General features: G+C 59.2%; 19 protein-coding genes and 2 pseudogenes. 12 read left to right on the top strand and 9 right to left on the bottom strand.

Features of this window, described 5'->3' with window-relative positions; translation table 11 throughout:
* Window positions 1-92 precede the first annotated feature (92 nt).
* Entirely contained in the window at window positions 93-626 is a 534-nt protein-coding gene (locus HU754_RS11700) for a cysteine hydrolase family protein (RefSeq protein ID WP_186625233.1), read from the bottom strand.
* A gap of 66 nt (window positions 627-692) precedes the next feature.
* On the bottom strand, window positions 693-2,420 hold the full coding sequence (gene ggt, locus HU754_RS11695; RefSeq protein ID WP_186625231.1) for a gamma-glutamyltransferase: 1,728 nt from the start codon (window positions 2,418-2,420) through the stop codon (window positions 693-695).
* 153 nt (window positions 2,421-2,573) lie between these two features.
* Here ggt and HU754_RS11690 point away from each other — a divergent pair, with 153 nt between their 5' ends.
* Window positions 2,574-3,089, top strand: coding sequence for a methylated-DNA--[protein]-cysteine S-methyltransferase (locus HU754_RS11690; protein ID WP_186625229.1), 516 nt, complete (start codon window positions 2,574-2,576; stop codon window positions 3,087-3,089).
* Between the two features lies 1 nt (window position 3,090).
* On the opposite strand, the gene HU754_RS11685 is transcribed toward HU754_RS11690, so the two are convergent.
* The gene (locus HU754_RS11685; protein WP_186625227.1) at window positions 3,091-3,681 is read right to left on the bottom strand and encodes an NUDIX domain-containing protein; all 591 of its coding nucleotides are present in this window, start codon (window positions 3,679-3,681) and stop codon (window positions 3,091-3,093) included.
* 195 nt (window positions 3,682-3,876) lie between these two features.
* Here HU754_RS11685 and HU754_RS29685 point away from each other — a divergent pair, with 195 nt between their 5' ends.
* Together HU754_RS29685 and HU754_RS11675 are read left to right on the top strand one after the other, a co-directional pair.
* Window positions 3,877-8,655, top strand: coding sequence for an RHS repeat-associated core domain-containing protein (locus HU754_RS29685; protein ID WP_217827618.1), 4,779 nt, complete (start codon window positions 3,877-3,879; stop codon window positions 8,653-8,655).
* Entirely contained in the window at window positions 8,652-9,071 is a 420-nt protein-coding gene (locus HU754_RS11675; RefSeq protein WP_186622468.1) for a DUF6896 domain-containing protein, read from the top strand. The genes HU754_RS29685 and HU754_RS11675 overlap by 4 nt, the downstream gene beginning before the upstream one ends.
* Window positions 9,072-9,197: 126 nt before the next feature.
* On the opposite strand, the pseudogene HU754_RS11670 reads toward HU754_RS11675, so the two are convergent.
* The 3 genes and pseudogenes from HU754_RS11670 to HU754_RS11660 form a co-directional block, all read right to left on the bottom strand.
* Window positions 9,198-10,199: pseudogene (locus HU754_RS11670) on the bottom strand (chitinase); the annotation flags it as partial.
* Between the two features lie 43 nt (window positions 10,200-10,242).
* Window positions 10,243-10,878, bottom strand: coding sequence for a lytic polysaccharide monooxygenase auxiliary activity family 9 protein (locus HU754_RS11665; RefSeq protein WP_186622472.1), 636 nt, complete (start codon window positions 10,876-10,878; stop codon window positions 10,243-10,245).
* A gap of 221 nt (window positions 10,879-11,099) precedes the next feature.
* The gene (locus HU754_RS11660) at window positions 11,100-11,537 is read right to left on the bottom strand and encodes a hemerythrin domain-containing protein (RefSeq protein WP_186622474.1); all 438 of its coding nucleotides are present in this window, start codon (window positions 11,535-11,537) and stop codon (window positions 11,100-11,102) included.
* A gap of 147 nt (window positions 11,538-11,684) precedes the next feature.
* Between HU754_RS11660 and HU754_RS11655 the strand changes: the two genes are divergently transcribed.
* Window positions 11,685-12,110, top strand: coding sequence for a GNAT family N-acetyltransferase (locus HU754_RS11655; RefSeq protein ID WP_186622477.1), 426 nt, complete (start codon window positions 11,685-11,687; stop codon window positions 12,108-12,110).
* A gap of 116 nt (window positions 12,111-12,226) precedes the next feature.
* Here the strand turns inward: HU754_RS11655 and HU754_RS11650 are convergent, their stop codons facing one another.
* Window positions 12,227-12,577 carry a hypothetical protein gene (locus tag HU754_RS11650; RefSeq protein WP_186622479.1) on the bottom strand — a complete coding sequence of 117 codons (351 nt, stop codon included), beginning with the start codon at window positions 12,575-12,577 and terminating at the stop codon, window positions 12,227-12,229.
* Between the two features lie 134 nt (window positions 12,578-12,711).
* Here HU754_RS11650 and HU754_RS11645 point away from each other — a divergent pair.
* From HU754_RS11645 to HU754_RS11610, 8 genes and pseudogenes are all read left to right on the top strand, one after another.
* Window positions 12,712-13,041: pseudogene (locus HU754_RS11645) on the top strand (DUF6388 family protein).
* 25 nt (window positions 13,042-13,066) lie between these two features.
* Window positions 13,067-13,771, top strand: coding sequence for a YoaK family protein (locus tag HU754_RS11640; RefSeq protein WP_186622481.1), 705 nt, complete (start codon window positions 13,067-13,069; stop codon window positions 13,769-13,771).
* Window positions 13,772-13,971: 200 nt separating this feature from the next.
* Window positions 13,972-14,364 (top strand): sulfurtransferase complex subunit TusD, encoded by a 393-nt coding sequence (gene tusD / locus HU754_RS11635; protein ID WP_095124703.1) that lies wholly within the window; start codon window positions 13,972-13,974, stop codon window positions 14,362-14,364.
* Window position 14,365: 1 nt separating this feature from the next.
* A complete protein-coding gene (gene tusC, locus HU754_RS11630) occupies window positions 14,366-14,722 on the top strand; it encodes a sulfurtransferase complex subunit TusC (RefSeq protein ID WP_186622483.1) in 357 nt (118 codons plus the stop codon).
* Window positions 14,722-15,015, top strand: coding sequence for a sulfurtransferase complex subunit TusB (tusB, locus tag HU754_RS11625; protein ID WP_186622492.1), 294 nt, complete (start codon window positions 14,722-14,724; stop codon window positions 15,013-15,015). The genes tusC and tusB overlap by 1 nt, the downstream gene beginning before the upstream one ends.
* Window positions 15,012-15,347, top strand: coding sequence for a TusE/DsrC/DsvC family sulfur relay protein (locus tag HU754_RS11620; protein ID WP_095118237.1), 336 nt, complete (start codon window positions 15,012-15,014; stop codon window positions 15,345-15,347). The genes tusB and HU754_RS11620 overlap by 4 nt, the downstream gene beginning before the upstream one ends.
* Window positions 15,344-16,345: a glycosyl transferase family protein gene (locus tag HU754_RS11615; RefSeq protein WP_186622494.1), complete on the top strand. Its 1,002-nt coding sequence runs from the start codon at window positions 15,344-15,346 to the stop codon at window positions 16,343-16,345. The genes HU754_RS11620 and HU754_RS11615 overlap by 4 nt, the downstream gene beginning before the upstream one ends.
* Before the next feature lie 91 nt (window positions 16,346-16,436).
* A complete protein-coding gene (locus HU754_RS11610) occupies window positions 16,437-17,438 on the top strand; it encodes a glutathione S-transferase family protein (RefSeq protein WP_186622496.1) in 1,002 nt (333 codons plus the stop codon).
* Between the two features lie 117 nt (window positions 17,439-17,555).
* Here the strand turns inward: HU754_RS11610 and cysG are convergent, their stop codons facing one another.
* Both cysG and serS read right to left on the bottom strand, forming a co-directional pair.
* On the bottom strand, window positions 17,556-18,950 hold the full coding sequence (cysG, locus tag HU754_RS11605; protein WP_099756637.1) for a siroheme synthase CysG: 1,395 nt from the start codon (window positions 18,948-18,950) through the stop codon (window positions 17,556-17,558).
* The gene (serS, locus tag HU754_RS11600) at window positions 18,951-20,231 is read right to left on the bottom strand and encodes a serine--tRNA ligase (protein ID WP_007908080.1); all 1,281 of its coding nucleotides are present in this window, start codon (window positions 20,229-20,231) and stop codon (window positions 18,951-18,953) included.
* Window positions 20,232-20,241 lie beyond the last annotated feature (10 nt).

The raw sequence follows: 20,241 nt of genomic DNA, 5'->3' as shown, positions 1-20,241 counted from the left end.
CTGCTCGCGATAGCGTTCGGTCAGACGATGTTGCATCAAATGCCACACCGCTATCGCGAGCAGGCTCACTCCTACAGGTTTTGTGTGGATAGTCAGAACGTAATGTCGGCTGCGGGTTTGACGTCGATACGCGCCACCGAGCCAGTCAGATTCGCTAGATCCTTGTTGTGCTCGGCGATGATGTCTTCGGCGCTCATATTGCCGTTGTCGACGGTGGAATGCGCGTCGGCGGCAAGCACTACGTCATAACCCAGCTCATGGGCCCGGCGTACGGTCGCATTGACACAGTAATCGGTCTGCAGACCGCAAATAACCAGTCGTTCGAAGTCTTCACCTGGCAAAAATTTACCCAGGTCAGTCTGGTAAAACGAGTCCCGGGTGGTCTTGCGTACGCGCAGGTCCTTAGGCGATGTCTCAAGCCCTTCGGCCAGTTGCCAGCCTTCGGCACCATGGGCCAACGGGCTGTCCTCTTCTTCATGCTGGATCAGCACCACGCGCACGCCAGCCTGGCGTGCGCGAGCACTGAGACCGTTGATGGTGTCGAGCACACGCTGAATGTCGTAGCACTGATATTCACCCGAGCAGAGGGCGCGCTGGACGTCGATGATCAGTAATGCGGTGGTCATGATGAGCCTTCCTTGATCAGTCCTTGAGACAGGGGCGGACGTAAGCCCGCCCCCTTTTTACGCGCCTCAGTAACCCAGTGACAAGCCCGTGTTGCGGCGTGGATCGTTGGCGCCGTAGAAACGGTTTTTGCCGACCGGCTTACCGCCCAGGGAAGGTGCACCCACCAGAATCGCGGCGATGTGGTTGGCGTCCTGCGGTCCGGCGAACTTGTGACCCCAGCTCTCGAGGAGCTTCTTCGTGTCGGGGCTGGCGGCGAAGTCTTCGAGGTTGGTTTCCTCCGGCATCCATTGCTGGTGGAAACGTGGCGCATCGACCGCTTCCTGCAGGCCCATGCCGTAGTCGATGACGTTGAGCATGGTCAGCAAAGTCGCCGTGATAATACGGCTGCCGCCCGGTGTACCGACCACCATCACCACTTTGCCATCCTTGGTGACAATGGTCGGGCTCATCGACGACAGCGGTGCCTTGCCCGGAGCAATCGCATTGGCTTCGCCCTGCACCAGGCCGTACATGTTCGGCACGCCGACCTTGGAGGTGAAGTCGTCCATTTCATCGTTGAGGATCACCCCGGTCTTGCTCGCCATCACGCCCGCGCCGAACCAGTCATTGAGTGTGTAAGTGACCGACACCGCATTGCCCCACTTGTCGACGATCGAGTAGTGAGTGGTGTTGCTGCCCTCATGGGGGGCTACGCCGGGTTTGAGTTCGGCCGACACGCCAGCCTTTTGCGGCTGGATGGCGTCGCGCAGTTTGGTCGCGTAGTTCTTGTCCAGCAGATGCTCGATCGGGTTTTTGACGAAATCCGGATCGCCCAGGTAGCTGTTGCGATCAACATAGGCGTGGCGCATGGCTTCGATCTGATAATGCATGCCTTGGGCCGAATGGAAGCCCAGATCCTTCATCGGATAGCCTTCGAGAATGTTCATGATCTGGCAGATCACTACCCCGCCAGAGCTTGGCGGCGGCGCCGAGACCACGTGATAACCACGGTAGTCGCATTCCACCGGAGCCAGTTCGCGGGTCTTGTATTTATCGAGGTCAGCCTGGGTGATGATGCCTTTGTTGGCCTGGCTGGAGGTGACGATGGCGTCCGCAACCCAGCCTTTATAGAAGCCGTCGGCGCCTTTTTCGGAAATGGTCCGCAGGGTTTTGCCGAGATCCTTCTGCACCAGTTTCTGCCCGACCTGCATCGGCTCGCCGTTATGCAGGAAGATCGAACCGGAGTCGTGCATGTCCTTCTTGAACACGTCGGTGGCGTACTCCAGCAGCTCGACGTCGCCCTGCTCCAGCGCAAAACCGTCTTCCGCCAGCTTGATCGCCGGCGCAATCATTTCCTTGCGCGGTTTGGTCCCGTATTTGCTCAGCGCCAGCTCCATGCCGGACACGGTGCCCGGCACGCCCACCGCCAGGTGGCCACGGGTACTCAAGTCGGGAATGACGTTGCCTTCCTTGTCGAGGTACATGTTGGCAGTGGCCGCCAGTGGTGCTTTCTCACGAAAATCGAGGAAGGTCTTGCGCCCGTCTGCCAGTTGAATGGTCATGAAGCCGCCTCCGCCCAGGTTGCCTGCTGCGGGATAGACCACCGCCAGCGCGTAACCCACGGCGACCGCCGCATCGACGGCATTACCACCACTTTTCAATACGTCGACGCCAACATGGGTGGCCAGATGTTGCGCGGTGACCACCATGCCGTTTTCTGCGGCAACCGGTGCCACCGACGCCGCGTGAGCCATGAGACAGCTGAGTGCCAGTGAGGTCGCTATCAGCGATTTGGCCAAAGGTTCGTACTTCATGAGTCGATCTCTTTTTTGTTTTCAGGGTCTGTGCAGAACAGAGGAAGGAACGCTGCAAGAGCACCAAGCAGTATGGTCGGCTTTGCGTATTGCGCCTCCCCGATCAGGCAGTATGCTGGGCGCTGTTGCCACCCTGCTCCGGAGTCTGTCGTCATGTCTTATACGTTCATCACCCTGCCCTCGCCCGTCGGCGAGCTGAAGCTGGTCGCGAACGGCTCACGACTGGCGGCCATCCTCTGGGAAAACGATAAACCCGACCGCGTGCGCCTCGGGCCGATGAGCGAGGCACACGACAATCCGATCCTGATTCGAACGGCTCGACAACTTGAAGAATATTTTTCCGGGACGCGTGACTGTTTTGATCTGGAACTGGATTTCGCTGGCACCGATTTTCAGAAAAAGGTCTGGGCGGCGCTGCTGACCATTCCTTTTGGCCAGACGCGCACCTACAGCCAGATTGCCAGACAGATTGGCAATCCCAGCGCTGTACGGGCAGTGGGCGCAGCGAACGGACGCAACCCGATCTCCATTGTCGCGCCGTGTCATCGGGTGATCGGCGCGTCGGGGAAGCTGACCGGGTTTGCCGGTGGGCTTGAGGCGAAAGAGCACTTGCTGAGCCTGGAGGGTGGGCAGTGGTCGCAAATTGGCAAAACCGGCGAGCTGTTCTGAATCAAGCGCCGAACAGATTATTCATCGCCGCATACTGCAACAGCATGATGGTCTTGGCGTCGCAGATCTCACCGCGCTGAAACGCTGCCAACGCCTCGTCGAACCCCCACTCCAGCACTTCCAGCTCTTCGGTCTCTTCTTCCAGTCCACCACCCTCGCCAACCTTCGATGCCGAATCGTATTCGGCAATGAAAAAGTGCAGCTTCTCGGTCACTGAACCCGGACTCATGTAAGCCTCGAACACCTTCTTCACATCGTGCACGCGATAACCGGTCTCTTCCTCGGCTTCGTCGCGGATACGCTGCTCCGGTGCCGCGCCTTCGAGCAACCCGGCCGCCACTTCGATCAGCAAGCCATCATGGCCATTGACGAACACCGGCAGGCGGAACTGCCGGGTCAGCACCACCGTGCGTTTTTCACGGTTGAACAGCAGAATCGCTGCGCCGTTACCACGGTCGTAGACCTCACGGGTCTGACGCTGCCACTCACCATTGTTGCGGTGATAGTCGAAAGTGATTTTCTTCAGCAAATACCAGTCATGGGACAACACTTGAGTGTCGACGATGCTGACCCGCTCGGCTGTGTTGGACATGACGCCTGATCCTTTTGTCATTGAAGGCTTCCGGGTAGGTAAAGGCCCTTAGTTGTGAACGAGAATACGAAACCCTATACCGCCCTACAAATCATGTCGAAACATCCTACAGATAACGCCTACTCGCCCGACTTCTTTCCTGATTGACCCCCCGCAAAGTCCCCGCACCTTTTTGACGTGCGCGAGAGACTGCGAATGCTTCCAACCGATCAGCTGCTGGCCCTGAACAACAGCATCGGCCTGCTCGTTGTGGCTGCTTTGAATCCCGATGAGCCGGACTTCGAACACCTGATCCGCGAATTCCGCCTGTGCCTGAACAACTACGACGCCTGGGCCGAGCAGTTCTGGACAGGCACCGCGCTGGATGTCGAACAGGTCTTCACCGTCGGTAACGACGTACGCCTCAGCGCGCCGATCACGTCGCGCCAGCCGCTCAGTTCATCGGTGGTCATGTGCTCGGCCAGCGGGTCGCTGACGCTGGTGCACATGTTCGAGGCCGCGCGGTTTGTGCCGATTGGCAACACCCCGGTAACCCTCGAACCGGTGCTTGCCGATGTCGGCGGCGTGCTGACTTTCGGCGAACCGCTGCATTACACCATCGGCCCCAGCGGCATTCTGCAAGTGACCGACTGCGATCGGGGCCAGCGTTATCGCATCACCTTCTTTCCCGATGTGTCCACGGACCATGTGCAGACGTTGTACGCCTCCTATCAGGGCATCATCGATGGCCTGGAGGGCTGGTTGCGCGGGGAATGGAGTGAATTTCAGCCGCAGTGGAAGGAATTTTCCAGCGCCGGATTTCTTGAGCGTTACGGTCAGTTGCAACAGGCCGACTGGCGTGGATTCGAGAAAGCCCTGAATGGTGTTTGGGATGACATCCACCAGGTATTCGCCCTGCTCGCCGACTTGCAGGCCAACAGTGAAAAGTTGCTGGAATACCTCAGCGAGGCCGAGCTTGAGGCGTTATTGAATGCTTCCAGCGACGCCATCGCCAACGGTCTGTTGATCCTCAGTGACGAGCCGCTGCTGTTCATTCATCTGGCCGCGTTTACCAGTTGGCTGAAGATGCTGCCGCCGCAACATTTGGCCGAAGTGGTCGCCGAAGTGCGCGTCGAATTGCTGATCAGCTTCCTGTTGATGGGCGTGTCGGGTGGCATCGGCGTGCCGCTGCGTTTGAGCAGCAAGGTGCTGGCGAAGATCAAGTCGCCGCGCGCGCGGGAGTGGCTGGCAGCCTCGGCTTTGCGCTTGGCCGAACTGACGTCCTCGGCGGATTTGACGCGGCATGCCAGCGTTTTGAAGCCGCTGATGCTCAATGTGCGTGACGTTGAGTTGAAACCGACACCGTCGATACCGCTGAACATTCGTCAGGCCGATTCTGTGGTGTTGACGGTGCCGAATCCGGCGCCTGTTGTGCGGGACAAGTCTGGCGCTTCGAGCCGGATCGAGCGGCATGAGCCGCATGACGACTCGCCGGATCAGGCGAAAAACCCCAACGGTGACAGCGCCGATTGTGTGCCTCGCACCTGCACCAACGGCTGCCCGGTGTCGATGGTCACCGGCGAAGAACTGCTGACCCTGAGCGATGCGGTGCTCGATGGCGTGTTGCCGTTTGAGTTCACCCGCTTGTATCGCTCCAGCGCCGCCGAAATCGATGTTGGGTTGGGGTTTGGCTGGAGTCATTCGCTGGCGCATCGACTGGAGTTTGCCGGCGACGAGGTTGTCTGGGTCGATCACGAGAACCGCCGTACCCGTTTCCCGCTGCCGAGCGTTGAGCGGCCGGCGATTCACAACAGTTTGTCGCGGGCGGCGATTTTTCTCGGTGATGAACCGGAGGAGCTGATTCTCGCGCTGGCCGGGGAAACGGCGCGGTTCTATCACTTTCGCGCAGGACGGCTGACAGCGATCAGCGATGCCTATGGCAATCGTCTGACGGTGCAGCGCGATCGCTCTGACCGGGTGCAGCGACTGGACAACAGCGCCGGGCGTTCGCTGCTGTTGCGCTATGACCGCGCGCAGTTGGTTGGTGTGGATTACCAGGTGTTTCGCGACGGTGCCTGGGGCACCGAACAGGCGCTGGTCAGTTACCGCTACGACGCCTACCGGCACCTGATCGAAGCGAGCAACGCCGTCGGTGACAGCGAGCGCTACGACTACGACGACGCTCACGTGATTCTGCAGCGGCAACTGGCTGGCGGTGCGAGTTTTTTCTGGGAGTGGGAGCGCCCGGGGAAAGCCGCGCGCTGCGTGCGTCACTGGGCATCGTTCTCGCAGATGGACACGCGCTACGTCTGGAACGATGACGGCAGTGTCGCGGTGCATTACGTCGATGGCACCGAAGAGACCTACGTCCACGACGAGCGTGCGCGGCTGGTGCGCAAGGTCGAGGCCGATGGTGGTGAACAGCTCAAGGCTTATGACGCCTCGGGGCGCTTGATTGCCGAGCAGGATGCGTTAGGCGCCGTCACCGAATACCGCTACGACGAAGTCGGACGGCTGATCGCGCTGATTCCACCGGGTGAGGCGCCCACGTCCTACGAGTATCGCAACGGTTTCCTGCACAAACGCTCTCGCGGCGAGGCGGTGTGGATCTACCGGCGCAATGCCGAAGGCGATGTCACCGAAGCGGTCGACCCCGACGGTCAGGTCACCCATTACTACTACGACACCCGGGGGCAATTGCTGTCGATCCGCTACCCGGACAGCAGCCGGCATCGCTTGGTCTGGAATAGCCTCGGCCAGTTGACCGAAGAGACCTTGCCCGACGGTGGCGTACGGCGCTTTTCCTACGATGCACTGGGGCGGCGGACCACGACCGCAGACGAACACGGTGCGGTCACCCGTCAGCACTGGGATGCGGTTGGCCGGCTGATTCAGACGACATTTCCTACTGGCAGCACCCGCGCCTACAGCTACGGCGCCTACGGTCAGGTCACCGCCGAGCGCGATGAGCTGGGGCGCATCACCCGTTACGAATATGACGACGACCTGCACCTGGTCTCGCGGCGGATCAACCCTGATGGCACGCGAGTGCAGTACCGCTACGACCATGCGCAGTTATTGCTCACCGAGATCGAAAACGAATCCGGGGAAAAGTATCGGCTGGACTACACGCCGACCGGGCTGATTCGCCAGGAGGTCGGTTTTGACGGCCGCCGCACCGCGTACGCCTATGACCTCAACGGGCATCTGCTGGAGAAGACCGAGTTCGGTGACGACGGCTCGCAACTGGTCACCGCTTATGAGCGCGATGCTGCCGGGCGTCTTCTGCTCAAAACCCTGCCCGACGGGATCAAGGTTTCCTACCAATACGACCGCCTCGGCCGTCTGACTGGTGTCGACGACGGCCAGCAACATCCTTTGGCCTTCGAGTACGACCGCCAGAACCGCTTGATCACCGAGCATCAGGGCTGGGGCACTCTGCGTTACCGCTACGACGCCTGCGGCCAGCTCAAGCGCATGCGTCTGCCGGACAACAGCCTGCTCGACTACCACCACGCCAAGGGTGGCGCGCTGACCGGCATCGACCTCAACGGCGCGCCGCTGACTCGTCACGTCTACCAGTCCGGGCGCGAACTGCAACGCCAGCAGGGCCTGCTGCTCAGCGAATATACCTACGACGATCAAGGACGATTACTCGCCCACGCCGTAGGCCATCAGCGCGCTGCGTTGTACCGCCGCGATTATGCCTACAACGCCAACGGCAATCTCGCGCACATCGCCGACAGCCGCCACGGCCAACGCACCTACGGCTACGACGCCCTCGATCGCCTGATCCGCGTTCGTCACTCACGCGACGAACTGCCGGAAAGCTTCGCCCACGACCCGGCCGGCAACCTGCTGATGCAGGACCGCCCAGGTCCGAGCCAGATCCAGGGCAATCGCCTGCTGATGCAGGGCGACCGTCATTACGACTACGACGCCTTCGGCAACCTGATCCGCGAACGTCGCGGCCGCGCGCAGACTCTCGTCACCGAATACCGCTACGACAGCCAGCACCGCCTGATCGGCCTGACCCGCCCCGACGGCCAGACCGCCAGTTACCAATACGACGCCTTCGGCCGACGCATCCGCAAAACCGTCAACGGCGAGATCACCGAATTCTTCTGGCAAGGCGACCACCTCGTCGCCGAAAGCAGCGAAAGCGAATACCGCAGCTACGTCTACGAACCCGGCACCTTCCGCCCGCTGGCGCTGCTCGACGGCAAAGGCCCGAAAAAAGCCTGCCCCTTCTACTACCAACTCGACCACCTCGGCACCCCGCAGGAACTCACCGACTACAGCGGCGACATCGTCTGGTCAGCGCAATACGACGCCTACGGCAAAGTCGCCGCACTGACCCTGGCTGGCGATGACTACCTGAACCAGCCGCTGCGCTTTCAGGGGCAGTATTTCGATGCGGAGAGTGGGCTGCATTACAACCGGCACCGGTACTACGACCCGCGGCTGGGGCGGTATCTGACGCCGGATCCGATCAAGTTGGCCGGTGGGTTGAATCAGTACCAGTACGTGCCGAATCCCACGGGGTGGGTGGATCCGTTGGGGTTGAACTCCAATTGTCCGCCGCCGAATAAGCCTGGGTGTGAGGTGCCGGGTGGGGTTGGTGGGGCTAAGGTTGATGAGGGTGATCCACAATTACCGGACTTGATTCATGGCGTTGACCCACATTCAGTGAAGCGAACGCATGCAATTATGGGAAAAAATTCAACTAAACGCGTCGAAAAAATAAGAGATCAGATGCGAGCAGGTGGCTACGATGTCAGCTATCCCATAGACGTAGCAGAACATCAGGGCACCTTCTATATTCTAGATGGACATCACCGTGCAGCAGCTGCAAAACAAACAGCAACGCCAATAACTATAAATTTGATCACGAACATCAGAGAGCACAAAGGACAACTTAATACGATCGAAGAAGTCATTGAATCAGCTAACAATGTCGGACACGACCGATTGGAGCATCACAGAAGAAGATGAAAATAGCCGATAAAAATCTTGAGGACCTAATAACTGACTTTCTTTCAAAAGTTGAAAGTGGAACAGAATTACTACAAAAAAAATTTGGCACTCGGAATATTTTAAGACTCTGGCGGAGCAAGCAAATCGAACGCTGCGGTGAAATAACTGATGAAATTCAATATGAACTGCACGGCGTAGGGTGCGCCATTCATTTCCCATCAGAATCAGTGGACTTCGATTACGGCTCGAACAGCAGAATCGACGGCTTTGACGTATGGCGCCTTTACATTTACGCTTCGGACAGGCCGCTTACATATGAAAAATACTGCGACAAGAAAACACTCGAAAAAGAATTCAAAGAGCTTATCTCTTTAAACAGAATCGAAAAGATGTCGTTCAATGACAATCTTTATGTCCTGGTTAAAACCGAATAAAAACATACCCACACGCATTCCAAACCAACAAAGAAGCCCGGCAGCGCTACCGGGCTTCTTTATTTGCAACTAACGAGCGATGAGCGAACGCGTGTCATCGATATCCTGCTCGGCGAAAGAGACCCCGTGAATCAACGGCCCATAACGCCGGCTGAACTCCCAGTTGTACGGCAAGCCATCCTTGCTGCTGCCGTTGTCCCAGTTCACCGACCAAGTCATCAAGCCTTTGATCGGCAGCCCCTTGATAGCCAGACGTTTGAGGACATTCCCGACCACGGTTTTGTCGATCACATACCCGGTGGCTGCCGCATCGTTGTTGGCCGGCAGGCCGATGACGAACTTGTCCGCCGGGATCCGCGCGAAGCCGCGAGTACCGGTCACCAGACTTTCGGTCAGGTAATAGAGGAAATCCTCTTTCAACGCATCGTTGTTCTGCGCAATCCACGCGCCCGCGCCGTTGTTGGCTTCCGGCACCCAGACCCCGTCGCCACCCTGGTTGTAGAATTGCGGGGCGATGAAGTCGTAGTAGCCTTCCAGCGCCTGCAGATAGCTCAGGTATTTGCCGGTGCTGGTCAGGTATGGAAACTCCGGGGCCATGCTGATGATGAAGTGCTTGCCTTGGCCTGCGTAGTGATCCTTGACCAGTTTCAGTGCGGCCGGCAGGACGGTCTTGTTGGCCGCGAAATCAATCGCGCTCTGTTCAAGATCGATGTCCAGGCCGTCGAAGCCGTAGGTTTCCACCAGACGGATGATTTCATTGGCCAGCGGTTGTTCCTGACCGCTGCGCAACTCGATGTGCGCATCGGCACCACCGAGGGAAATCAACACGGCCCGCCCTTGGCTGTTGAGCACGCCGACCTGACGGCGGAACTCGGCATCGGAAACGTTGAACGGCTTGAAGGTCGGAATGCCGCTGCCCTTCATAAAGGCTACCGCGACGACGTTGTATTCCTTGGGCACCTCTTCCAGCGACAGGCTGGCGAAGCGGCCCTGACGATAACCATCGCTCGGGCCTGCGGGCCAGTTGTGCCAGAAGCCCATGAGGATCTTTTTGCCGGCAATGCTCGGCATCAGCGAGGCGGCATCGCTCGCGGCATTTTGCACTAAAGAGAAATCGATTTTTGACATGTTCTAATCCTTCAGAACGTGTGGGTTTGGCGACGCAGCGCCGTTATTTGAAGTCGACGTCGAAGGCCTGATAGAAAGCGTTGCCGGTGTTGGCGACGATCCACATCAGTACGATCACGTGATGGCCCGTCTTGTTGGTCGGCAGTTTCACCGCGTGATTGACCTTGGCCTTCAGCTCATTCGGGTAGCTGTAATAAGGCACCTGAGTGTAGAAGTCCTCGAAGAACGGTTGGCTTTCCAGTTGCGCACGGGTGATGCGCTGTTTCGGGTCCCAGCCATCCTTGGTGATCAGCCAGCGATAGCCGCGAGTGGTGTGCGGCGCGGTGTATTCCCACTTGATTTCGAGGGTTTGTCCCGGGGTGACATTGAGCAGCGGCCAGGTGAATGGACGACCGAGTTTCTTGCTCATTTCTTCATGGGTGAAGTTAACGCAGTCGCGGGCATCACTCTTGCCACCGCTGAGAATGTAGCCGTCGGCCGGTGGCGTGACACTGTCCGAGTCGCTCTGGTATGGCGCCGGAAACGGCCCCGCTGCCAGCGCCGGGAAATTTTTCCCGCCTTCCATTTCATTGACCTGCCAGGCACCGAGCAGTCCTTGCTCAATGGCCACCGCACCGCGGCTGGCAGGAGAGATGACGCGACCATGTCGCAGTTGGGTTTGTGCTTGTGGTTGATTCATGTTTTTCACTCCGTTGATTTAAGAACTCTCCTTTCCGAGGAGAGGCCTTCAAGCTAACGGAGGCGAATTTTTTGTCCATCAGCGGTTTTGTCGCAGTCAGCGGATGAAGGCCAGCAAAACACTGCAAATACTGGATGCATATCCAGTCTTTTACGATAATACCCACCCGAAATGACGCCAAAAGATTACACGCCGATGCTGCAAAAACTGCCATTCAGTACTCACGACAACTGTGCCTGGAACTCCTTTTCGTATTGCCCGGCGAGTTGTACTTTCTGTTTCTCGTTGAGCAATTTGCCGGCCATCTGGAAGAACTTCTGCTCTTCTTCTTTCAAATGATGATGAACCTTGTCCGACAGCTTCTTTGCGGTTGCCAACCACGCCGGACTGGACATCTCGGTCTCGTCGAGTTCTTCCATCATCTCGTCCATTTCATGGTGTTCAGCGATGGCATGGCGGCTCAGATCGACACCCTCGTCTAGCTCCATCAACGGAATGTAGAAATGGCGTTCTTCGGCGGTTTCGTGGGCCTGGAGTTCGGCTTTGAGTTGTTTGTAAGCCTCGACCCGCTCCGGGGTGTCGCCGCTGGTTTCGATCAGGGTTTTGGCGTAGCTACGCTGGCGCTCATGGCTTTCGCGAAGGGCTTCGAAAATATTCATGGGGGATCCTCATCAACCGCGTGCTGGAATGACGCTGTAAAAGCTAGACCCCGGCGCGTGAGCGGCAGTTCCACCGGGTTGAGAGGGGCTTGGAAGATCACCGCCGGGCAGGATAGGCTGCGGGTTCAAACCACAAGGAAGTCAGGCATGAACTTGCGCATCGAGTTGTCACAACATTCCACAGAAGAAGAACGCCAAGCGATTCTCGCGCCCCTGCATGCCTATAACGTGGCCAAGGCCGGGATCGCGGTATCCGAACCGCTCACCCTGTTGGTGCGTGACGATCACGATCAGATTCTGGGTGGACTCTATGGCCGGCTGGTCTGCCAGTGGTTGTTCATCGATTTGCTGTCAGTGCCTGAAGCAGGCCGGGGCCAGGGTATTGGCTCGAAACTGATGCGCATGGCCGAAGAGCTGGCGCGGGAGAAAGGTTGCATCGGCGCATGGCTCGACACGTTCGACTTTCAGGCACCGGAGTTCTACAAGAAACTCGGGTACCGCCAGTTTGGTGAGATTGTCGATTATCCGCCGGGGCACAAGCGGCATTTTTTCCAGAAGCGACTTGTAGGTTGAATGTATTGGCCCCTTCGCGAGCAGGCTCGCTCCCACATTTGGAATGCATTCCACGGTAGGAGTGAGCCTGCTCCGGGCGGCGTTCCGACGATGCCGACAGCCACCTCAACGCATGATCAGAGGCAAGTCGCTAAAGCCGCCAACCGGCGCTTGGCGACAAAATCATCCTTCTGCGCGTAGTAATTCAGCGTCGTCCCCGATGCTTCGGTGAGTACATCGACAAAAGACTCAGCCGAACGGGTATACACCGTTGTACCGCCCGATTTACGCGGTTCCAGATACGCCGCCGCATCCACGCCAAACACCGCTTCGTCCTGCCAGCCGAACTGCACACAACGCGCCACGTCTTTTTCGGCTTTGCCCGACGTCAATACCTTGTACGGGGTTTTCGTGCGAGCATCGTCCATCACCGAGCCTGCGCAACCGGCCAGCAGTGTCGCGGCCAGCGCTACCATCAGAATTCGCATTGCATTCGCTCATTCAGAAAAAAGCGGACTGTATCATCGCAGCAGCAGGAATCGTTCTGCTTTACTGCATTTATAGCGCGACAGGCGCAGGCCGCTGCGGCAACCTAAGGTCATCAGCCTCACAAGGAAAACACATGGCGCCTACCGACCAGCGACATGAACACGCCCTGAAAGTATTTCTCGACGCGCGTCCCGAACTGCGCGAAAACCTCGACCACCTCAACCCGCTACTGGCTCAGGCAAAAGGCGAAACTCAGGCGCAGTATCGTGAAGAGCGACTGCATGAAGCATTTGAGGCCGAGGCGTAAGAACAAGGTCTGTTTGCCTGGGAGCTGACACTGCTACTGACGGCCGCAACGCCTGAGGAATACCAAGCGCAGCGCCTTGAGGTGCATCGTGAAGTCGCAGAAATGGCTCATATGGGCTGGCCGGAATATTGCGATCTGTATGGCATAGAACCATAACCGCCGCACAAGGACACTTCTACCGATGCTGCCATCCGCCTCGACTCACCGCGCCAGCCCCGGGCATCTGCACACTCAGAAGTGGCGCGGGCGGATTGGTCTGGCGCTGGTGGCCAGCCTCTCGGTACTGGCCGGCATGACCGACGCCATCGGCTTTATGGCCAGCGGCGACTTCGTCTCGTTCATGAGCGGCAACACCACCCGACTTGCCGTGGCGATCAGCGATGGTGATATCGGGCTGACCCTGCGTTTGTTGATCCTCGTCGCGACTTTTATAGCCGGGAACGCCTTGGGCGTTATCGTTGCCCGTTTCGGTGGCCGCCGGGCGCTGCCGTTGCTGCTGTGTATCGCCACCCTGCTGTGTGCGGCGGCCGCCTGGCCATTCGACACCCAACTGCCGGCGCTGATGGCGGCGATCATTGCGATGGGCATGCTCAACGCGTCGGTCGAAGAGGTGAACGGCTTGCCGGTCGGACTGACTTACGTGACTGGCGCATTGTCGCGGTTCGGCCGTGGTTTGGGGCGCTGGATGCTTGGCGAACGGCGCAGCGGCTGGCGGGTGCAACTGGTGCCGTGGAGCGGGATGTTTATCGGCGCGATTCTGGGGGCGGTGCTGGAACATCATTTGGGACTCCAGGCGATGTTTGTCAGCGGTTTGCTGGCTGCAATCATCGGGCTGTTCTCCCTGAGAATCCCGCGCCGCTGGCAGCTGGGCTACATGCCCCGCTAACGGATTCCTCAACCAACGCTCATGTAGGAGCTGTCGAGTGAAACGAGGCTGCGATCTGTTGATCTTGCTTTTAAAGATCAAGATCAACAGATCGCAGCGTGCCGCAGCTCCTACAGAGATCGTGTTTCGCTGCAAGCGCTGCGATCCTTTGCGGTCTGCAATGCTTTATCATGGCCGCAGTTTTGCTGATCGAGTCCGTCATGAAGTTCGCCATTGCGCTGTTTTCCGCCGCCCATGCGCCCTCCTCGCGCCGCGCCCTGCTGTTTGCACAAGCCGCGCTGGCCGGTGGGCATGAAATTGTCCGGCTGTTTTTCTATCAGGACGGCGTTTACAACGCTTCGGACGCGGTGGTCACCCCGCAGGACGAACTGGACCTGCCCAAACAATGGCGCACCTTCATCACCGAACAAAAGCTCGACGGCGTGGTGTGCATCGCCGCCGCCCTGCGCCGTGGCGTGCTGGACGCTGAAGAAGCCAAGCGCTATCAGCGTGACGCCGTTTCCGTCAGCGCGCCGTGGGAATTGTCCGGCCTCGGTCAGTTGCATGACGCGGTGCAAGACGCTGACCGCTTGATCTGCTTCGGAGGTGCGTGAGATGGCCAAGTCCCTGTTGTTCATCAGCCGCCAGTCGCCGTGGTCAGGCCCCGCGGCCCGCGAAGCGCTGGACATCGTGCTGGCCGGTGGCGCCTTCGATCTGCCCATTGGCTTGCTGTTTCTCGATGATGGCGTGTTGCAACTCGCCGCCGGGCAGAACGCCAAGGCCCTGCAACAGAAAGACTTGAGCGCTAACCTGCAAGCGCTACCGATGTTTGGTGTCGAAGAGTTGTTCTACTGCGCAGAGAGCGCCAGCACTCGTGGCCTCGGCACTCTGTCGCTGGACGAAGCGCAGCCGCTGGCCGCCGAGCAAATCACCGCCCTTATTGACCGTTACGACCAGGTGATCACCCTCTGATGTCGACTTTGCACGTGTTGTCTCATTCCCCCTTCGGCGATGATCGTCTGACCAGTTGCCTGCGCCTGATCGGCAGCGCTGATGCCCTGCTGCTGTCCGGCGACGCGGTCTATGCTCTGCAACCGGGCACCGCGCCGTTCACCGCACTGCAAAACCGCCAGATCAAATTGTTGGTTCTGGCCGAAGATGCACAGGCTCGCGCCATCGAAGTCCCGGACTGGGCTGAGGCCATTGATTACCCGGCCTTCGTCGAGTTGTCGATCCATCACGACAAGGTCAACAGCTGGCTATGAATTCCATGACCGTCGGCGCCCGCGCCATCGAACTGGACAAGGACGGCTTTCTCGTCGACCTCAGCGACTGGTCTGCCGATGTTGCCAGCGCCCTCGCTGCCGCCGAAGAGATCGAGTTGACCGCCGAACACTGGGAAGTCCTCGAACTGCTGCGTAGCTTCTACGAAGAATTCCAGCTGTCCCCGGCCACCCGGCCGCTGATCAAGTACACCGCGTTGAAACTCGGCCCGGACAAAGGTAACAGCCTGCACCTCAACCGACTGTTCAAAGGCACCCCTGCCAAACTCGCCGCGAAACTGGCGGGCCTGCCCAAACCGACGAATTGCTTATGACCGACTTTCCAGCGCTGACCCTCGAAACGCCTGCCGAACACCCGTTCGCCCAATTCGTGCGCATTCTTGGCAAAGGCAAACGTGGCGCTCGCGACCTGACCCGCGAAGAAGCCCGCGAAGCCATGGGCATGGTGCTCGACGACAAGGTTGAAGACACCCAGCTCGGCGCGTTCCTGATGTTGCTGCGGCACAAGGAAGAAAGCGCCGAGGAAATGGCCGGCTTCACCGAAGCCCTGCGCGAGCGCCTGCAGGCGCCGGCGCTGAACGTCGATCTGGACTGGCCGACTTACGCTGGCAAGAAACGTCATCTGCCGTGGTATCTGCTGGCGGCCAAGTGTCTGGCACAGAACGGCGTGCGCATTTTCATGCACGGTGGCGGCGCACACACCGCCGGGCGTCTGTACAGCGAGCAATTGCTTGGTGAATTGAACATTCCGTTGTGCCGCACCTGGCAACAGGTCGGCGCAGCGCTGGACAACGGTGGCCTGGCCTTCATGCCGCTGGTGGACTGGGCGCCGCAACTGCAAAAGATGATCGATTTGCGCAACACCCTGGGCCTGCGCTCGCCGATTCATTCGCTGGCGCGGATTCTCAATCCACTGGGCGCGCGTTGCGGCCTGCAAAGCATTTTTCACCCTGGTTATCAGGCGGTACACCGCGATGCCAGCGGATTGCTTGGCGACACGGCGATAGTGGTCAAGGGCGACGGCGGCGAAATCGAGATCAATCCGGATGCCGACAGCCACCTCTACGGCACCACCGGCGGCGAGAGCTGGGACGAGGAATGGCCGCAATTGTCGGCGCAACGCCACGTCAAACCGGCGACCCTGGACGTCGAACACCTGAAAGCCGTCTGGCGTGGCGATGTGGTCGACAGCTACCCGCAAATGGCCCTGATTGCGACCATGGCGCTGGCCTTGCGCGGCCTCGGTCAAAACCGTGAGCAAGCCTTCGCAACCGCCGAGCAATACTGGGTTGCGCGGAACAAATCGATTTAACCGATCATTCACGCCCGATCTTTGCGCTTTTTGTTCGAACTCATCGGAATAGACTCGACTCCAACGATTATTGGTTTACGGAGTCTTGATCATGGGTTTACTCGTCGATGGCCACTGGCAGGACAAGTGGTACGAAAGCAGCAAGGACGGCGCCTTCCAGCGCGAACAGGCCAAGCGCCGCAACTGGGTAACTGCCAACGGCGAACCCGGCCCCAGCGGTGAAGGCGGTTTTGCCGCGGAGGCCGGGCGCTATCACCTCTATGTTTCGCTCGCCTGTCCGTGGGCGCATCGCACGCTGATCCTGCGCAAACTCAAAGGCCTGGAAAGTCTCATCGACGTCTCGGTGGTCAGTTGGTTGATGCTGGAAAATGGCTGGACCTTCGACACGGCGCTCGGCTCGACCGGCGACAAGCTCGATGGCTTTGAATTCATGCATCAGCGCTATACCGCCGACACTGCCGATTACACCGGCCGCGTCACCGTGCCGGTGCTGTGGGACAAGAAGCTCAAGCGCATCGTCAGTAATGAATCGGCAGAGATCATCCGCATGTTCAACAGCGCGTTCGATGGTTTGACCGGCAGTGATCTGGATTTCTATCCGGCGCCATTACGCGGCGAGATCGATGCGCTGAACGAGCGGATTTATCCAGCGGTTAACAACGGCGTCTATCGCGCAGGTTTTGCGACGTCACAACAGGCTTATGAAGAAGCGTTCGATGAGGTGTTTGCCGAGCTGGATCATCTGGAGCGGGTGCTGGGTGCCAATCGCTACTTGTCGGGTGAGTACTTGACGGAAGCGGACATTCGTTTGTTCACCACGATGATTCGTTTTGACGCGGTCTACCACGGCCACTTCAAGTGCAACCTGCGGCGGATTGCCGATTACCCGAATCTGTCAAACTGGCTGCGGGAGATGTATCAGATGCCGGGGATTGCCGAGACGGTGGACTTCCAGCACATCAAGAACCACTACTACGGCAGTCACAAGACTATTAACCCGACGGGAGTTGTGCCGAAGGGGCCGGAGCAGGATTTCAACGTCGTCCATGATCGGGCGCGGCTGAATGGCAAAGGGGTTTGGCGCAAAGGCTGAGTTACTCAGCGTTTTTGAAGACCTCTTCGCGAGCAGGCTCGCTCCCACAGGGGATTTGTGTACGACACAGATCCAATGTGGGAGCGAGCCTGCTCGCGAATGAGGCGACTCGGTCTTTCAGACCTGCGCCTGAGCCCCTTCGAACCACGCCAGTTTCTCGCGCAGTTGCACCACTTCACCGACGATGACCAGTGTCGGCGCATGCACTTCATGCTCCGCCACCAGTCGCGGCAGGTCAGCCAGCGTGCCGGTGAAGACGCGCTGATTGACCGTGGTGCCCTGCTGAATCAATGCCGCCGGGGTATCGGCTGAACGACCATGTTTGATCAGTTGTTCGCAGATGACGGGCAACCCGACCAGGCCCATGTAGAACACCAGCGTCTGCGCCGGCGCGACAAGGTCGGCCCAAGGCAGATCGGTGGAGCCGTCCTTCAGATGGCCGGTAACAAAGCGCACCGACTGCGCGTGATCACGATGCGTCAGCGGAATCCCGGCATATGCCGCGCAACCACTGGCCGCCGTGATACCCGGCACAACCTGAAACGGAATGCCGTGAGCGGCCAGCTCTTCGATCTCTTCGCCGCCACGGCCGAAGATAAACGGATCACCGCCCTTCAACCGCACCACACGCTTGCCGGCCTTGGCCAGGTCGACCAATTGCTGGTTGATCTGATCCTGCGGCACAGCGTGATCAGACCGACGTTTGCCGACGTAGACCCGCTCGGCATCACGACGGCACAGCTCAAGAATCGCTGGCGCCACCAAGCGGTCGTACAGCACCACATCGGCTTGCTGCATCAGACGCAACGCCTTGAAGGTCAGCAGGTCTGGATCGCCCGGGCCCGCGCCGACCAGATACACCTCACCGGTCGTGACCATGGCTTCACCATCGATCTTGGCTTGCAGCAGACGCTCGGCTTCGGCGCCCTGCCCGGCCAGTTGCCGGTCGGCAATCGGCCCCTGAAACACGTCTTCCCAGAAACCACGACGCTGCTGCACATCCGGAAACAGGCTTTTCACCTGATTGCGGAAACGCGCGGCGAGCCCGGCCAATTGGCCGTAAGTCGATGGAATCCAGGTTTCGATCTTGGCGCGGATCAAACGCGCCAGCACCGGCGCATCGCCGCCGCTGGACACGGCAATGATCAGCGGCGAACGGTCGACGATCGCCGGGAAGATCACACTGCACAAGGCAGGCGCGTCGACCACGTTGACCGGCACGCAGCGCTTGTGCGCATCGGTGGAGACTTGGGCGTTCAGCGTCTCATCGTCGGTGGCGGCAATAATCAGCCCGCAACCGTCGAGATCCGCCTCGACGTAACCGCGCAACAGGCATTCACCGCCAGAGGCGACGACCAGTTCACGCAGTTGCGTTTCGATTTCAGGTGCGACCACCCGCAGTAGCGCACCGGCATCGGCCAGCAGGCGGGATTTGCGCAAGGCAATTTCCCCCCCACCGACGACCAACACACGACTGCCGCGCAGGTTGTGAAACAGCGGCAGATATTTCATTTAGCCGATGACCTCAAGGCCACCCATGTACGGCTTCAGCACGTCCGGCACACGGATCGAGCCGTCGGCCTGCTGGTAGTTTTCCAGCACCGCAACCAGCGTACGACCGACCGCCAGACCGGAACCGTTCAGGGTGTGCACCAGCTCAGGCTTGCCGGTTTCCGGGTTGCGGAAACGCGCTTGCATACGACGGGCCTGGAAGTCGCCGCAGTTCGAGCACGAGGAGATTTCGCGGTACTTGTCCTGGCTCGGGATCCACACTTCGAGGTCATAAGTCTTGACCGCGCTGAAGCCCATGTCGCCGGTGCACAGCGCCAGGGTGCGGTAAGGCAGACCGAGCAATTGCAGGACTTTTTCAGCGTTGGCGGTCAGGCCTTCCAGCGCTTCCATCGAAGTCGATGGCTCAACGATCTGGACCATTTCGACTTTGTCGAACTGGTGCTGACGGATCATGCCGCGGGTGTCACGGCCCGATGCACCGGCTTCACTGCGGAAGCACGGAGTGTGCGCGACGAACTTGATCGGCAGCAGTTTCGAATCGACGATTTCGCCCGCAACGATGTTGGTCAGCGACACTTCAGCGGTCGGGATCAGGTACAGATCGGCTTCGCCTTCGCGAGCGATCTTGAACAGGTCTTCTTCGAACTTCGGCAGTTGACCGGTGCCTTGCAGCGCCGGCGCCTGAACCAGATAAGGCGTGTAAGCCTCTTCGTAGCCGTGCTCGTTGACGTGCAGGTTGATCATGAACTGCGCCAAGGCGCGGTGCAGACGGGCGATCGGGCCACGCAGCAGGGCGAAACGTGCGCCGGACAGCTTGGCGGCGGTTTCGAAGTCCAGCCAGCCGAACTTCTCGCCCAGGGCAACGTGGTCTTTCACTTCGAAATCGAAAGCAGTCGGCGTGCCCCAGCGGCGCACTTCAACGTTGTCGTCTTCGTCTTTGCCGACCGGCACGGATTCGTGCGGCAGGTTGGGGATACCGAGTAGAATCGAGTCCAGTTCGGTCTGGATCGCGTCCAGCTCGACTTTACCGGCACTCAGTTCGCCCGCCATGCGCTCGACGTCCGCCATCAACGGCGCGATGTCTTCGCCGCGCTGCTTGGCCTGACCGATGGATTTGGAACGCGCGTTACGCTCAGCCTGCAGTGCTTCGGTGCGGGTCTGGACGGTCTTGCGCTGTTCTTCCAGCGCTTCGATGCGCGCGGTGTCCAGGGCAAAGCCACGGGAAGCCAGGCGGTCCGCTACGTCCTGAAGGTTGCTACGTAACAGTTTGGAATCGAGCATGTCGGTTTCT

Source organism: Pseudomonas zeae, from assembly GCF_014268485.2.
In the GTDB taxonomy this organism is placed as follows: domain Bacteria; phylum Pseudomonadota; class Gammaproteobacteria; order Pseudomonadales; family Pseudomonadaceae; genus Aquipseudomonas; species Aquipseudomonas neuropathica.
The sequence above is the reverse complement of the archived record's forward strand: the minus strand, read 5'-3'. Positions and strand labels throughout refer to the sequence as shown.